Source organism: Nocardiopsis endophytica (assembly GCF_027706725.1).
Lineage (GTDB): Bacteria > Actinomycetota > Actinomycetes > Streptosporangiales > Streptosporangiaceae > Nocardiopsis_A > Nocardiopsis_A endophytica.
Genome location: NZ_JAQFWQ010000072.1, coordinates 1 through 14,819 on the forward strand (window position 1 = coordinate 1; position 14,819 = coordinate 14,819).

The window sequence follows — 14,819 nt, forward strand, 5'->3', positions numbered from 1 at the left end:
TCTGCCGGGAGTGGCGCCGCTCCGCCAGTCGCAGCGGCGGGGTGGCGGGCATTCCGAGATCGACGGACATCACTTCTCCTCCGCTGTGGACATTCGTGCCAGTTCGCCGTCCCATTCCCCGTCCTCGGAGCCCCCATCGATCGCCGCGAGCGCCTCGGAGACGGACAGGGAGATGTCCTGGACGGTCAGGCCGCACAGGGAGAGCACGTCCGCCCGGCTCCCGTGGTCGAGGAACCTCCGGGGAACCCCGAACGAGCGCACCGGGGTGGTGACCCCCGCGTCCTGGACCGCCTGCGCCGTGGTCGCCCCGACGCCGCCGGTGCGGCTGTTGTCCTCGACCGTGGCCACCAGGCGGTGCCGCCGCGCCATGTCCGCGAGGCCGGGGTTGACCGGCGCCACCCAGCGGGGGTCGACGACGGTGACGCCGATCCCCTGCTCGCGCAGCGCGTCGGCGACACCGAGGGCGACCCCGGCCAGCACGCCGACGGAGACGATGAGCACGTCCAGCGGGCCGCTCCTGCGCAGCACGTCCACCCCGGAGAAGACCGCCTCGGCGGGCACGTCCCCGCCCACCGCCCCCTTGGGGAAGCGGACCAGGGTGGGGCCGTCCTCCCAGGCCACCGCCTCCTCCAGCAGCTCTCCCAGGCGCGTGGCGTCGCGGGGGGCGGCGATCCTCAGGTTCGGCACCACCTGGAGCACCGACATGTCCCACACCCCGTTGTGGCTGGGGCCGTCGTCCCCGGTGACCCCCGACCGGTCCAGGACGAAGGTGACCGCGCGGCGGTGCAGCGCCACGTCCATCAGCACCTGGTCGAGCGCGCGGTTGACGAAGGTGGAGTAGATGGCCACCACCGGGTGCACGCCGCCCATCGACATGCCCGCCGCCATGGTCACCGCGTGCTGCTCGGCGATGCCCACGTCGATGACCCGCTCGGGGAACCGCTTCTGCATGCCCAGCAGCCCCACCGGCTCCAGCATGGCGGCGGTCACCGCCACCACGTCCTCGCGCCGCTCGGCGATCTCGGTGATCCGCTCGCCGAAGACCGCGGTGAAGGAGGTCCCCGAGGAGGAGGACAGCGGTCGGCCGGTCGCGGGGTCCATCGGCTTGACGGCGTGCCCCCGGTCCAGCTCGTTGTCCTCGGTGTGCACGAACCCGCGCCCCTTCTCGGTGACGGCGTGCACCACCACCGGCATGCGCAGGTCCCGGGCGCGGCGCAGCGCCTCCTGCAGCGCGGCGATGTCGTGCCCGTCCACCGGCCCGATGTAGGCCAGCCCGACCTGCTCGAAGACGCTGTGCGCGGAGCCGCGGGAGCGCAGGTCGCCGAAGTGCCCGGCCACCCCGCCCGGGGTGAGGGCGTAGGAGCGCTCGTTGTCGTTGAGCACGATGACCAGCGGGCGGTCCGCGCCGGACACGTTGTTCACGGCCTCCCAGGCCATGCCGCCGGTCATGGCGCCGTCGCCGATGACGGCGACCACCGACCGGTCGGTCCTGCCGGCGTAGGCGTCCGCACGGGCCAGGCCGTCGGCGTAGGACACCGCGGTGGAGGCGTGCGAGTTCTCCACCAGGTCGTGCTCGGACTCGGCCGGGGAGGGGTACCCCGACAGCCCTCCGCCCTTGCGCAGCCGCTCGAACCCGGCGCGCCGGCCCGTCAGCAGCTTGTGCACGTACGACTGGTGGCCGGTGTCCCAGAGCAGCCGGTCCCGGGGCGATTCGAAGACGGTGTGCAGCGCGATCGTCAGCTCGACGACCCCCAGGTTGGGGCCCAGGTGCCCGCCGGTGGCGGAGACCCGTTCGATCAGGAACGCCCGGATCTCCGCCGCGAGTTCGGTGAGTTGGTCCGCGGTCATGCCGCGCAGCCGCGCGGGACCGTCGACCTGGTCGAGCAGGGACATGTTCACTCCTTAGACCGCCGGTGGGCGGTGCGGCGTGCAGGGGTGCCGTCAGCGGTCGCGGTAGGCGACCTCGCGGGCCATCGCGGCGAGCTCGTCCCGCCAGGCCGGGGGGACCCCGGGACGGTCCAGCGCGTCCAGGGCCTCCTGGTGGAGGCCGTCGATGCGGGCCTCGATCTCCTCGCCGATGGCGATCTCGGTGAGGCGCCGGCGCAGCGCGGGCACGTCCCACTCCTCCGCCGACACCAGGGCGCGCACGCCCGCGTCCCGCCGCACCGCCGTGGCCAGCAGCAGGGTCATCTTGTTCCGTTCCAGGTCCAGGCCGACCGGCTTGCCCGCCGCGCCGCCGTCCCCGTAGGCGTCGATGAGGTCGTCGCGGAGCTGGAACGCCTCCCCCAGCGCCTCGCCGTACCGCTCGAAGACGGGGGCCAGGTCGGTCCGGCCGGTGAGGGAGGCGCCCAGGAGCAGGGGCCGGTGGATGCTGTACCGGCCCGACTTGCACACCGCGATCCACCGGGACAGCCCGGGGTCGACCACCGACTCGGCCGCCACCGCCACGTCCAGGTGCTGTCCGATGACGATCTCGGTGAGCAGCTCGTTCCAGACCGCGCGGGCCTGCGGCGGCAGGCCGGCGGTGAGCCGGTCGGCGAGGATGTCCGCCAGGTCCCCGGCCAGGACGGCCACGCCCTCCCCGTACCGGCGCGACTCACCCCGCCACCCGCGCGCGGCGTGCTCGGCGGCGTGCTTGGTGTGCACCGCCGGCCGGCCCCGGCGCTCGTCGGCGGCGTCCAGGACGTCGTCGTGGATCAGCGCGCCGACGTGGATCAGCTCCAGGGCCGCCGCGCAGTCCACCGCGAGCCCGCTGTCGGGGTCCCCGCCGGCGGCGAGGAACCCGCTGAGGCAGAAGGCCGGCCGCAGCCGCTTGCCCCCCGCCTCGACCAGGTGGGCCACGGACGCCGCCGGGGAGGCGCCCCGCGGGTCGACCGCGGACCACCGCGCGCGCTCGGTGTCCAGCACGCCGGCGAGCCGCTCCTCCACCCGCGCGAGCAGGCGCAGGCGCAGGCCGTGGACCTCTTCGTCCGCCGAAACCGTCATGATCGTCTCCTCCGCTCCTGGGCCCGGGGGGTCAGACCGCCGGGCGGGTCAGTTTGGCCGGGGGCGAGAACACCACGTCCTCGGTCGCGACGCGGTCGGTCACCACGTTCCGGTAGCCGTGGCCGGCCAGGACCTCCAGGAGCTCCTCGACGAGGACGTCGGGAGCGCTGGCGCCGGCGCTGACGCCCACGGTCTCCACCCCCTCCAGCCACTCCGCGGAGAACTCGCCCGCGTCCGGCACCAGGTGCGCCGGGGTCCCCATGCCGCGGGCGACCTCGACCATCCGGATCGAATTGCTGGAGTTGCGCGACCCGACCACCAGGACCAGGTCGCTGACGGGCGCGACGCTCTTGATCGCGTCCTGGCGGTTCTGGCTCGCGTAGCAGATGTCGTCGGTCCCCGGACCGCGCAGGTCGGTGAAGCGCCGCTGGAGGACCGCGATGATGTCCCGGGTCTCGTCGACCGAGAGCGTGGTCTGGGTGAGGTAGGCCGCAGGGGTGTCCGGCGGCAGGTCGAGCGCCTCGGCGTCGGCGGCGGTCTCGACGATGACCGTGCGCTCCGGCGCGTGCCCGTAGGTGCCCTCCACCTCCTCGTGGTCGGCGTGCCCGATGAGGAACAGCACCCGGTCCTCCCGGGCGAAGCGCACCGCCTGCTGGTGGACCTTGGAGACCAGCGGGCAGGTCGCGTCGATCACGTCCAGCGACCGCGACTCCGACACCCGGCGCACCTCGGGGGAGACCCCGTGCGCGGAGAACACGCAGACCGCGCCCTCGGGGACCTCGCTCTCGGAGTCGACGAAGACGGCGCCGCGCTCCCGCAGCAGCCGGACCACGTAGTGGTTGTGGACGATCTCCTTGCGGACGTAGACGGGCGGACCGTACTTCTCAAGGGCGAGTTCGATGATCGAGATCGCACGGCGCACCCCCGCGCAGAAGCTCCGAGGTTCCGCGAGTACGACCCTTCTTCCCTGGGGCATTCGGCTGCCTCCGATCCGCTCGGGTTCACTGCGCGCGCTGACGGCAGGCAAGCTATTCGGCGCCCGGAGGGGTGCCCCAGCGGCCGCGGGAATCTAGATCAGGTCGCGGCCGGGCCCGCCGCACGGGCGGGCGGGGACTTGACCAACCCGCCGCCGCACCGTGGCCGGGGCGCCCGGACCGCTGCCAGGCTGGCGCGCCATGAGCGCTTCCCTGACTTCCATCGTCGAATCGCGGCCGCTGTTCGAGCTCGACGCGCGGATCCCCGTGGAGGCCCCGCCCGCGGAGGTCTACCGGGTCGTCAGCGACCTGCCCCGCAGCGCCGAGTGGAGCCCGGAGTGCCGCGGCGGCACGTGGGTCTCCGGCGCGCCCGGCGCGGTGGGATCGGTCTTCCGCGGCGAGAACCACCGCCCCGACGACGTCGTTGGGTGGGCCCCCCTGGTCCGCGGGACCTGGCACACCGAGGCCCGGGTGGTCCGGGCCGAGCCCGGGCGCTCCTTCGCCTGGATGATGCTCTCCCACGCCGGCGCGGACCAGGAGAGCGTGTGGGGCTTCGACATCGAGCCCGCCGGAGAGGGGGCGGGGTCGGTGCTGGTGCACCGCTTCCGCATGGGCACCGCCACCGCCGGCATCCGCAAGATCGTCGCCGACCTCGACGAAGAGGCGCGCGAACGGTTCATCGAGGAGTGGACCGACAAGATCGCCTCGGACCTCGACGCGACCCTCGCGCGGATCAAGGCCGTGATCGAGGAGGGCTGAGGCCCCGTCCCCGCAGACGCCGACGACCAGGACGGAAGACCGCATGCTGCTGCAACGCATCAACAACCCGGGCATCCGCCTGGGCACGCTGTTCGACCGGGCGGCGGCCCGGCACCCGGCGAGCCCCGTGATCCTCGACCACGACCTGGACATCGCCCCGGAACGGGGACGCCGCCTGACCCTGACCGAGCTGGCCGACCTGGTCTCCGACACCGCCTCCCGGCTGTGGTCGGTCCGGGTGCGCCCGGGCGACCACGTCGTCGTGCACAAGTCCGACGGGTTCGACATCTCCCTGCTGGCCTGCGCGGTGGCGCGGATCGGGGCGATCCCGGTGATGCTCTCCCCCAAGCTGGACGGGGCCACCGTCGCCGAGCTGCTGCGCCGGGTGGACCGCCCCTACCTGCTCACCGACGGGGCCAAGCTGGAGGGGTCGCTGCCCGAGGAGGTCCTCGGGCTGAGCGAGCGGGTGCTGCTGGCCTCCGGTGACCACCCCGGCGCCACACCGCTGGCCGCGCTGGCCGGGTGCGCACGGGTCCGCCCGGTCACCATGCCGCCGCAGCACCCCACCATGGTCACGCACACCTCCGGCACGACCGGCGTCCCCAAGCTGGCCGTGCACACCGGGCACACCTTCCAGGCGCGCTACCGCCCCCAGGCCGCGGTGGTCGCCGCCGCCGTGGCGCGCAGCGAGCCGGTCGCCGTGCACGTGTCCTTCGTGCACTCGCGCATGTACACCGCGATGCCGATCTCGGTGCTGCAGGGCCACCCGCTGATCGTGCTGCGCGACGACGACCCCGCGTCGGTGGCCGAGGTGTTCACCCGGGTGCGCCCCGGGTTCATCGAGGCCCACCCCAACACCTTCCTGCGCTGGGAGGAGCTGGCCGACGCCCCCGGCGCCCCGCTGGCCAACGTGAAGTACTTCAGCAGCACCTTCGACGCGATCCACCCGCGGACCGTGCAGCGCATGCTGTCGGCGTCCCGCCGCTCCCTGCCGCTGTTCGCCCAGGCCTACGGGCAGAGCGAGGTCGGCCCGATCGCGGCCCGCACCTACAGCCGCCGCGGCGGCGCCGACTTCGACGGGCGCTGCGTGGGCCGCCCCTTCCCCGGCATGACCGGGGTCCGGGTGGTCAGCCGCGACGGCCGGCCGGTGACCCGGGACAACCCCGGCTTCATCGAGGTCACCAGCGACGGCCGGATCGTCACCTACCTGGGCGAGCACCACCGCTGGGAGAAGCAGGCCCGGGGCGGCTGGTGGCGGATGGGCGACCTGGGCTACCGGACCCCCTGGGGCTGCCTGCACCTGCTGGACCGGGAGGTCGACGAGATCCCCGGCATCGCCAGCACGCTGGAGCTGGAGGACAAGCTCTTCACCCGCCTGCCCGACCTGGTCGAGGTGGTGATCGTGCCGTCCCCGGACGGCACGGCGGTGCCCGTGGTCGCCACCCGCGGCGACCGGCCGCTGGACGAGGGCGCCTGGCGGCGGGCCGTCGCCGACCTGCCCCCGCTCGGCGCCCCGGTGCACCGGCGGCTGGACGAGCTTCCGCAGACCGCCACCACGAAGATCAAGCGGATCGAGCTGGCCGGCCGCTTGGCCTCGGAGGGCGCCGTCCCCTCCGAGCGGACCCGGTGACCGGCGCGACGCGGGCGCCGGACCCCCTGGCGGTGGGGATCGTCGGCGCCGGTCCGCGCGGGCTGTCGGTGCTGGAGCGGCTGTGCGCCAACGAGCGGGCCGCACGCTCGGGCCGCCCCATCACCGTGCACCTCATCGACCCGTCGCCGCCCGGCGCGGGCGGGGTGTGGCGCCCCGGCCAGTCGCGGGTGCTGCTGATGAACACGGTGGCCTCGCAGATCACCGTGTACACCGACGACAGCGCGGACATCGGCGGGCCGGTGGAGCCCGGGCCGACGCTGTACGAATGGGCGCGCGACCTGGCGCTGTTCGGCGGGGAGGAGGCGGACGGGGCGACGCTGCGGGAGGCGCGGGCGCTCGGCCCCGACGCGTACCCGACCCGGGCGTTCTACGGACGGTACCTGCAGGCCTGCTTCGCCCGGATCGCCGGGCAGGCCCCGCCCGGGGTCCGGATCCGGGTGCACCGCTCCCGCGCCGTGGCCATGGCCGACGTGCACGGCGTCCCCGGGGGACCCCAGGGCCTGCGCCTGGAGGACGGCACCCGGCTGAACGACCTGGACGCCGTCGTGCTGGCGCAGGGGCACCTGGCCTCCCGGCTCACCGCGCGCCAGGAGCGCACCGCCAGCCTCGCCCGCATCCACCGGCTCACCTACCTCACCCCCGCCAACCCGGCCGATGTGGACCTGGAGGGGATCGCCCCGGGCGCCCCCGTGCTGGTCCGGGGCCTGGGACTGACCTTCTTCGACTACATGGCGCTGCTCACCGAGGGGCGCGGCGGGCGCTTCGAGGAGCGGGACGGCCGCCTGGTCTACCGGCCCTCCGGACGGGAGCCGGTGATCCACGCCTTCTCCCGCCGGGGCGTCCCCTACCATTCCCGGGGACGGAACGAGAAGGGCGCCCACGGCCGCCACCACGCCCGGCTCCTCACCCCGGACACGGTCGCGCGGCTCCGCCGCGCCCGCCCGGAGGGCCTGCGCTTCTCCACCGACCTGTGGCCGCTGATCGCCCGGGAGGTGGAGTGCGTCTACTACGAGGCGCTCCTGGCCGCCGGGGGGCGCGCGGCGGACCGGGCGGCGTTCGCCGACCGCTACCTGCACGCCGGCGCCGGGGAGGCGGACGGCGTGCTGGACGCCTTCGCGGTTCCCCCCGGCCTCCGGTGGAGCTGGGAGCGGATCGCCCGGCCGTGCGCGGGGCGGCGGTTCGCCGACCGGGCGGACTTTCGCTCCTGGCTCCTGGACCACCTGCGCGAGGACGTCCGCGAGGCCGAGCTGGGCAACGTGACCGGCCCGCTCAAGGCCGCGCTCGACGTGCTGCGCGACCTGCGCAACGAGATCCGGCTGGCGGTGGACCACGGCGGCCTGGCCGGCTCGTCCTACCGGGACGAGCTGGAGGGGTGGTACACGCCGCTCAACGCCTACCTGTCCATCGGCCCGCCGCCCTCCCGGATCCGCGAGCTGATCGCGCTGATCGAGGCCGGGGTCGCCGAGGTCGCCGGGCCGGGGACCCAGGTCCGGTTCGACACCGTGCGGCCGGGGTTCACCGCCTCCTCGCCGGAGGTGCCCGGGGAGCCGGTGCGCTCCCGGGTGCTGATCGAGGCCCGGCTCCCCGAGCCCGACATCCGCCGCACCCGGGACCCGCTGCTGTGCCACCTGCTCGACACCGACCAGGCGGCCCCCTATGTCATCCGCGGCGGCCCGGGGGCGCCCTACGAGGCCGGCGGCCTCACCGTCACCGAGCGCCCCTACCGGCTGGTCGACGGCCAGGGCAGGACGCATCCGCGCCGGTTCGCCTACGGGGTGCCCACGGAGTCGGTGCACTGGGTCACCGCGGCGGGGACCCGGCCCGGCGTCGACTCGGTCACGCTCGGCGACTCCGACGCGATCGCCCGCGCTGTGCTCGCCCTGGAGCCGGTCGCACACGTGCCCTTCGGCCTGCGGCCCGCCGGGGCCGGAGTCGACGCCGGGGCGGACGCCGGGGCCGCGGGGGTGGTCGTGTGAGCGGCCCCTCCGACACCGGGCTGCTCTCCCCGGTCCGCGCGGGCACGCCGGTGGAGGCGGCCGTGTCCGACGAGGCGTGGCTCCAGGCGATGGTCGACGCCGAGGCCGCACTGGCCCGCGCGCAGGCCCGGCTGGGCTCGGTCCCCGAACGGGCCGCGGCGGTGATCACCGAGGCGGCCGCGGACCACGGGCTGGACCCGCGCGCGCTCGCGCTCGCCTCCCGGGAGCACGCCAACCCCGTCGTCTCCGTGGTCGCGGCGTTCACCCGGGCCGTCACCGAGCGCTCCCCCGAGGCCGCCGAGTACGTCCACCGGGGATCCACCAGCCAGGACGTCTTCGACACCGCCGCGATGCTGGTGTGCCGACGCGCCCTGGCGGCCGTCCGGGACGACCTCGCGGCGGCGGCCGACGCCCTGGAGCCGCAGGTCCGGCGGCACCGGGACACCCCGATGGCCGGGCGGACCCTCGCCCTCCAGGCGGTGCCCACCACCTTCGGCCTGAAGGCCGCCGGCTGGCGCCGGCTGTTCCTGGACGCCGCGCGGCGGATCGACCGGCTGCTCGACGGCGGCCTGCCGGTCTCGCTGGGCGGTGCGGCCGGAACCCTGGGCGGGTACCTGGAATACGCCGCGCCGCCGGCGGGAGGGGACGCCCCGGAGGACCCCGGCCGCTCCGCCGACCGCCTGGTGGAGGCGTTCGCGGCGGAGACCGGTCTGGCCCCGCAGGCCCTGCCCTGGCACGCGCTGCGCTCCCCCGTCGCGGACCTGGCCTCGGTGCTGGCGTTCACCGCCGGCGCGCTCGGCAAGGCCGCCGTGGACGTGCTCACCCTGTCCCGCACCGAGGTCGGCGAGGTCGCCGAGCCCGGGGCGCCGGGGCGGGGCGCCTCCTCGGCGATGCCGCACAAGCGCAACCCGGTCCTGGCCACGATGGTGCGCAGCGCCGCGCTCCAGGTCCCGGCGCTCGCGTCGGTCCTGCACCAGTGCCTGGCGGCCGAGGACGAGCGCTCCGCGGGGGGCTGGCACGCCGAGTGGCAGCCGCTGCGCGAATGCCTGCGGCTGACCGGCGGGGCCGCGCACACCATGGTGGAACTGGCGCGGGGGCTGGAGCCTCGCCCGGAGCGCATGGAGCGCAACCTCCGGCTGACCGCGAGCGCGTTGACCAGCGAGCGGGTCGCCGCGGCCCTGGCACCGGCGCTCGGGCGGGTGCGCGCCCGGGAGCTGGTGTCGGACGGCGCCGCGGAGTCGGTGCGCACCGGTCGGCCGCTGGCCGAGGCGGTGGCCGACCGGCTGGCCCGGGAGGCCGGCGGCGGGGGGCCCACGGGCGCCCCGTCCGCCGCGGAGCTCGCCGCGCTGTGCGACCCGGCCGACTACACCGGCGCCGCCGCGGCCCTGGCCGATCGCTCCCTGGCCGATCGCTCCCTGGACGGCCGCGGCCGCTGACCGGGCCCGCCTCAGCCGGGGGCGGGCAGCCGGCCGTCCCGGGCCCGGTCCCCCTCTTCGCCCTTGCGGGGGACCGGCAGCTCCACGGCCAGGCGGAAGCGTCCCCCCGGCAGGCGCCCGGCGACGAGCCCGCCGCCGAGGGCGGCGGCCCGCTCGGAGAGGTTGACCAGGCCCCCGGAGGCGCGGTCGGCGGGGCGGTCCGGTTCGGGCCCGACGCCGTCGTTGACGATGGAGGCGGTGACCCGGCCGCACTCGCGGACGAGGAGGATCTCGCAGTTCTCGGCGGCGCTGTGGCGCAGCACGTTGGCGGTGCCCTCGCGGAGGACCGTGGCCACCGCCGTGGCCACGGCGGGCGGCAGGCCCACACCGTCGGCGTCCATCCGCACCCGCACGCCCGCGGCGGCCAGGACACCGGACACGGACCGGCACTCCTCCTCCAGGGACAGGTCGCGGTGGCCGTGCGCCACGGTGTGCAGGTCGGCGCGGGCCCGGCGGCTGATGTCCAGGATCTCGTCCAGCTCCGTGCGGGCCCGGTCGGGGTGGCCCGGGACGAGGCGGAGCACCAGTTCGGCCTTGAGGACCATGGCGGACAGGCCGTACCCCATCAGGTCGTGCAGGTCCTTGGCGAAGCGCAGGCGCTCCCGGACCACCGCGGCCTCGGCGAGCGCCCGCTGCGCCCGCCGCAGATCGCCGAGCATCTGGCGGAACCGGGAGAGCCCGTAGACGATCAGGCCGGTGATGACCACCTGGACGGACATGAACAGGGGGTCCGAGGGGGTACCGGCCTCCAGGGTGTTGAGCAGCCGGTGGGTGAAGGCCACGCTCGCCGCCACCGCGATGAAGACGAGCCAGCCCGCCTTGGCCGACAGCACGAACAGGACGCTTCCGGCGAGGTAGCCGGGGATCCCCATCCAGGGGTGCTGGAAGTACAGGGCGGGCAGGTACACCAGGCACGCCTGCCCCCCGATCACCGTGGAGGCGATCAGGAGGCCGCGGCGGCCGCGGCCGGGGCCGCCGGCGCTCAGGGTCAGCACCAGCTGCAGGGCGAGCATCAGGACCAGGCAGACGACCGCGAGGGCCGTCCAGTCGGGGGCGTGCGGCCCGGCCAGGGCCGCGTGCAGGTTGGTGAGGAAGATGCCGGTGATGACCGCGACCGGTACGAACCAGGCGGCCGCCCCCGCCACCGGCGGCGGGGGCGCGGGGGAGGGGGTGCTCAGGGTTGGGGTCACCGCGTTCTCTTCTCCGTCTCGTCCTCGTCGTCGTCGCGGGGGGCGGCGGGGGCGGCGGGGGCGCGCCCCGTCAGCCGAAGGCGGCGGTGGAGCGGGCGGGCTCGGGGACGGGGACCTCCAGCGCGAGGCGGAACCGGCCCTCGTCCAGATACTCGGCGGTCAGGGTGCCGCCGAGGGAGGCCGCCCTCTCGGACAGGGTGCGCAGTCCCCCGGAGCGGCCCCCCGGCGGCTCCGCCCCCGGGTCGGCGCCGTCGCAGGAGACCTCGGCGCGGACCGCGTCCCCCTCCCGGACCACGCTGATCGCGCACTCCTCGGCCCGGGCGTGGCGCAGCACGTTCGTGGTGGCCTCGCGCAGCGCGGTGGCCAGCAGCGTGCCGACGGGGCGCGGGAGGTCCCCGTGGTCGGCGTGGATCCGCACGCGGATTCCGGCCGCCGCCAGGACCGAGCGCACCGACCGGAACTCCTCGGCCAGGGACAGGTCACGGTAGCCGTGCGCCACGGACCGGACGTCCGACAAGGCCTTGCGGCCGACCTGGAGGACCTCCTCCACTTCGTGCCGCGCCCGCTCCGGGTCGCGCTCGACCAGGCGGCGGGCCAGCTCGGTCTTGAGCGCGATCGCCGACAGCTCCTCGCCGACCAGGCCGTTGAGGTCCCGGGCGAAGCGCAGGCGCTCCGCGACGACGGCGCTGTCGGCGATGCGGGCCTGGGCACGCTCCATCTCGCCCACGAGCACCCGCAGGCAGGACAGGCCGTACACGACGAGCCCGGTGACCATCGTGGAGACGGCGGTGTAGCCGAGGGGCCACAGCTCGGCGGAGACGACGGCCTGGGCGGCGGTCGCGCCGGCGGCGACGGCGCCGAAGAGGGTGATGCCCGCGGCCCGGGGGAGCACGAGCAGGGCGCTTCCGGCGACGAAGCCGAGCATGCCCAGCCAGCTCTGGGTGAACAGCAGCAGCGGCGGGAAGGCGATGAGCAGCTGCAGCGCGAGCACGGCGCGCGCCGCCCGCCGGTGCTCGGGGCACCCGGCCCACCCGCACTGCAGCATCTGCAGCGCGAAGAGGGCGGCCATGCAGACGCCGGCCAGCAGGGTGGCGGCCGGGCCCAGCGCCCGGCTGTACACGTTGACGAACGCGACCACGCACATTCCGCCGAACACGGTGGCGGTGACGCCCCAGGCGAGGGTGGACGCCATACGGGCACCGCCGGGACCCGCTGCCGGGGGGCGGCGGCCGGCCTCCGGGGTCCACTGCGTCGATTCCCTCGGCATCCCGGTCCCTTCGGAAGGTCCACCTGCGCCGTCGGCCCGTTCCTCGTGGCGCCCCGTGGGCCTCCGTATTCGGGGCATACAATGCCGTCCCCGGCAAACTACCCCGATTCGGTCGCCGCGTGAAGGTGTCGGCGGCCGTGCGTCACAGGCGCACCGCCCCGGTGGTGAGGCAGGCCAGCAGCGTGCGCGCCTGGACGTTGAGGTAGCGGCCGTGCCTGACGAGCCAGGTCAGCTGCGCGGGGGTGGCCCAGCGGTAGCCGGGCGGAGCCGCCAGGGGGGCCTCGTCCCCGTCGGCCTCCACCACCGTGTAGCAGATCCGGGCGTCCAGGAACCGCCCCCCTTCCTCGGAGAGGATCGCCCGGTAGCGGACCCGTTCCGGCGGGGCCGCGAGCACCGCCTCCAGGAAGCGCGGCCGGGCCCGGGCGGGCAGGTGCGCGTAGTTGCCCGGGGTGCACTGCACGGTCGGCCCCAGCTCCACGGTGTCCAGGAACCCGCCCTCGGCGCGGGCCTGGACGAGCACGTGCGGGACCCCGCCGATCCTGCGGACGAGGAAGGCCGCCACCCCCACCCCGCGCGGTGCCACCAGCGGCTGGCTCCACCCCGCCACCTCGCGCGTCCCCGCCCGCACCGATACCGCGACGACGTCGAAGAAGCACCCGCTCTCATGCCGCACCCGGTCGTCCTCGCGCACCCACCCGGGCAGCGGGGACAGCGGCACCTTGCGCGCGCGCACCCGGTGCCGGGAGCGCTCTCCGGTGAACCAGGACAGCAGCTCGGCATCGGCGTGCAGCGCGCGGGGGCCGTACTCCTCCACCGGCGCGCAGGCCAGCACCGTGCGGGCGTCCATGTTCACCACGCCGTCCATGCGCAGCAGCTCACCCAGGGTGCCCAGGGTGACCCAGCGGAAGTCCTCGTGCGGCGGGACCTCCACGTCCGGGCCGACCTCGACGATCATGTTCCGGTTGCTCTTGTGCAGGAACCACGACCCGTGCTCGGACTGGAGCACGTCGGCCAGCACCCGGGCGCCGGGGCGGGTGAAGTGCTCGATGTGGCGCACGGGGCGGCCCCCGTGCGCCCGCGTGTAGTTGCTGCGGGTCGCCTGCACCGTCGGCGAGAGCTGCACCCGGCCGGGGTTGCCGGGCTCCATCTTCGCCTGCATGAGGAAGTGCAGCACCCCGTCGATCTCCTTGGCGAGGATGCCCAGGATCCCCACCTCGGGCTGGTCGATGACGGGCTGGTACCACTCGGCCACCGGCCCGGCCTCCGAGACCACGTGCAGGCCCTCCACCGAGAAGAAGCGCCCGCTCCGGTGGGCCAGGGCGCCGGTGCCCTCGCGGAACCCCCATCCGTCCAGCTCGGCGAAGGGGATCCGCCGCACGTCGAACCCGCCCGCCTCGGCCCGTTCGCGGAGCCAGCGGACGACGTCCCCGGCCGCGCCGCCCGTGCCCGCCGCGCCCGACCGGCGCAGCCGCGGACCGGCGGAGGCGTCGTGCCGCCACCGCAGCTCCGGGCCGAGGAGTCCCGCGGTCACCGCGCCCCCTCTCCGGCCGCGGCCTCCAGCGGCGCCCCGGCCCCCTGCCGCAGCGGCCGCCACCAGCCGGGGTTCTCCGCGTACCAGGCCACCGTCCGGGCCAGCCCCTCGTCGAAGGGCACCAGCGGGCGGTAGCCGAGCTCCCGCCTGATCTTGGTGTCGTCCACCGCGTAGCGGCGGTCGTGCCCGGCCCGGTCGGGGACCCACTCGATGGCCGACTCGTCCGCCCCGCACAGCGCGAGCAGCCGGCGCGTGACGGCGAGGTTGGTCGTGCCGGACCCGCCCCCCACGTTGTAGACCTCGCCCGCGCGCCCCGCGGCCAGCACCCGGTGCACCGCGCGGCAGTGGTCGTCGACGTGCAGCCACTCGCGGACGTTGCCCCCGTCCCCGTACAGCGGGACGCGCCCGCCCTCCAGCAGGCTGGTGATGAAACGGGGGATCAGCTTCTCGGGGTGCTGATAGGGGCCGTAGTTGTTGGAGCAGCGCGTGACGCGGACGTCGAGCCCGTGGGTGCGCGCGTACGCGCGGGCGACCAGGTCCGATCCGGCCTTGGAGGCGGCGTAGGGGGAATTGGGGTCCAGCGGCTCCTCCTCGTCCCACGCCCCCTCCGCGATGGACCCGTAGACCTCGTCGGTCGACACGTGCACGACGCGCCCGACCCCCGCCGCGAGCGCGGCCTCCATCAGCGTCTGGGTGCCCAGGACGTTGGTCCGCACGAAGGCGTGGGCCCCGCCGATGGAGCGGTCCACGTGGCTCTCCGCGGCGAAGTGGACCACGGCGTCGTGCCCGGGCAGCAGACCGGCGAGCAGGTCGGCGTCGCACACGTCGCCGCGGACGATCTCCAGCCGCGGCCCCTCCTCGGGCAGGTTGGCCCTGTTCCCCGCGTAGGTGAACAGGTCCAGGACGGTGACGCGGGCGCCCTCGGCCCCGGGCAGGGCGCCGGAGAGCAGCATCCGGACGTAGTGCGAGCCGATGAACCCGGCGGCACCGGTGACCAGGATCCTCATGTCC

The 14,819-nt window shown here is 75.5% G+C and carries 11 protein-coding genes; 4 read left to right on the forward strand and 7 right to left on the reverse strand.

Annotated elements, in window-relative coordinates; translation table 11 throughout:
* Positions 1-69: 69 nt before the first annotated feature.
* From O4J56_RS21555 to ispH, 3 genes are read right to left on the reverse strand one after another with little or no spacing between them, the layout of a single operon-like run.
* Complete coding sequence (locus tag O4J56_RS21555; RefSeq protein WP_270688137.1) at positions 70-1,893, reverse strand: 1-deoxy-D-xylulose-5-phosphate synthase; 1,824 nt, start codon at positions 1,891-1,893, stop codon at positions 70-72.
* A gap of 48 nt (positions 1,894-1,941) precedes the next feature.
* Positions 1,942-2,985: a polyprenyl synthetase family protein gene (locus tag O4J56_RS21560; RefSeq protein WP_270688139.1), complete on the reverse strand. Its 1,044-nt coding sequence runs from the start codon at positions 2,983-2,985 to the stop codon at positions 1,942-1,944.
* Between the two features lie 31 nt (positions 2,986-3,016).
* On the reverse strand, positions 3,017-3,961 hold the full coding sequence (gene ispH / locus O4J56_RS21565; RefSeq protein ID WP_270688141.1) for a 4-hydroxy-3-methylbut-2-enyl diphosphate reductase: 945 nt from the start codon (positions 3,959-3,961) through the stop codon (positions 3,017-3,019).
* Positions 3,962-4,160: 199 nt separating this feature from the next.
* On the opposite strand from ispH, the gene O4J56_RS21570 reads away from it, so the two are divergent.
* The 4 genes from O4J56_RS21570 to pcaB are packed head-to-tail and all read left to right on the forward strand — an operon-like array spanning position 4,161 to position 9,781.
* Positions 4,161-4,718 carry an SRPBCC family protein gene (locus O4J56_RS21570; RefSeq protein WP_270688143.1) on the forward strand — a complete coding sequence of 186 codons (558 nt, stop codon included), beginning with the start codon at positions 4,161-4,163 and terminating at the stop codon, positions 4,716-4,718.
* A gap of 43 nt (positions 4,719-4,761) precedes the next feature.
* Positions 4,762-6,348, forward strand: a complete 1,587-nt coding sequence (locus O4J56_RS21575) for a class I adenylate-forming enzyme family protein (protein ID WP_270688144.1) — start codon at positions 4,762-4,764, stop codon at positions 6,346-6,348.
* A complete protein-coding gene (locus O4J56_RS21580; RefSeq protein ID WP_270688146.1) occupies positions 6,345-8,345 on the forward strand; it encodes an FAD/NAD(P)-binding protein in 2,001 nt (666 codons plus the stop codon). Before O4J56_RS21575 ends, O4J56_RS21580 begins: the two co-directional genes overlap by 4 nt.
* Positions 8,342-9,781 carry a 3-carboxy-cis,cis-muconate cycloisomerase gene (pcaB, locus tag O4J56_RS21585; RefSeq protein ID WP_270688147.1) on the forward strand — a complete coding sequence of 480 codons (1,440 nt, stop codon included), beginning with the start codon at positions 8,342-8,344 and terminating at the stop codon, positions 9,779-9,781. The genes O4J56_RS21580 and pcaB overlap by 4 nt, the downstream gene beginning before the upstream one ends.
* 11 nt (positions 9,782-9,792) lie before the next feature.
* On the opposite strand, the gene O4J56_RS21590 is transcribed toward pcaB, so the two are convergent.
* The 4 genes from O4J56_RS21590 to rfbB form a co-directional block, all read right to left on the reverse strand.
* The gene (locus tag O4J56_RS21590; protein WP_270688148.1) at positions 9,793-11,010 is read right to left on the reverse strand and encodes a sensor histidine kinase; all 1,218 of its coding nucleotides are present in this window, start codon (positions 11,008-11,010) and stop codon (positions 9,793-9,795) included.
* 70 nt (positions 11,011-11,080) lie between these two features.
* On the reverse strand, positions 11,081-12,202 hold the full coding sequence (locus tag O4J56_RS21595; protein WP_270688149.1) for a sensor histidine kinase: 1,122 nt from the start codon (positions 12,200-12,202) through the stop codon (positions 11,081-11,083).
* Positions 12,203-12,419: 217 nt separating this feature from the next.
* Positions 12,420-13,808, reverse strand: coding sequence for an NDP-hexose 2,3-dehydratase family protein (locus tag O4J56_RS21600; protein WP_270688151.1), 1,389 nt, complete (start codon positions 13,806-13,808; stop codon positions 12,420-12,422).
* Positions 13,805-14,815, reverse strand: a complete 1,011-nt coding sequence (rfbB, locus tag O4J56_RS21605; RefSeq protein WP_270688153.1) for a dTDP-glucose 4,6-dehydratase — start codon at positions 14,813-14,815, stop codon at positions 13,805-13,807. The genes O4J56_RS21600 and rfbB overlap by 4 nt, the downstream gene beginning before the upstream one ends.
* Positions 14,816-14,819: the final 4 nt, after the last annotated feature.

Coding starts and splice junctions, on each gene's coding strand:
- O4J56_RS21555 (WP_270688137.1), bottom strand. CDS start 1,893: ATGTCCCTGCTCGACCAGGTCGACGGTCCCGCGCGGCTGCGCGGCATG.
- O4J56_RS21560 (WP_270688139.1), bottom strand. CDS start 2,985: ATGACGGTTTCGGCGGACGAAGAGGTCCACGGCCTGCGCCTGCGCCTG.
- ispH (WP_270688141.1), bottom strand. CDS start 3,961: ATGCCCCAGGGAAGAAGGGTCGTACTCGCGGAACCTCGGAGCTTCTGC.
- O4J56_RS21570 (WP_270688143.1), top strand. CDS start 4,161: ATGAGCGCTTCCCTGACTTCCATCGTCGAATCGCGGCCGCTGTTCGAG.
- O4J56_RS21575 (WP_270688144.1), top strand. CDS start 4,762: ATGCTGCTGCAACGCATCAACAACCCGGGCATCCGCCTGGGCACGCTG.
- O4J56_RS21595 (WP_270688149.1), bottom strand. CDS start 12,202: ATGGCGTCCACCCTCGCCTGGGGCGTCACCGCCACCGTGTTCGGCGGA.
- rfbB (WP_270688153.1), bottom strand. CDS start 14,815: ATGAGGATCCTGGTCACCGGTGCCGCCGGGTTCATCGGCTCGCACTAC.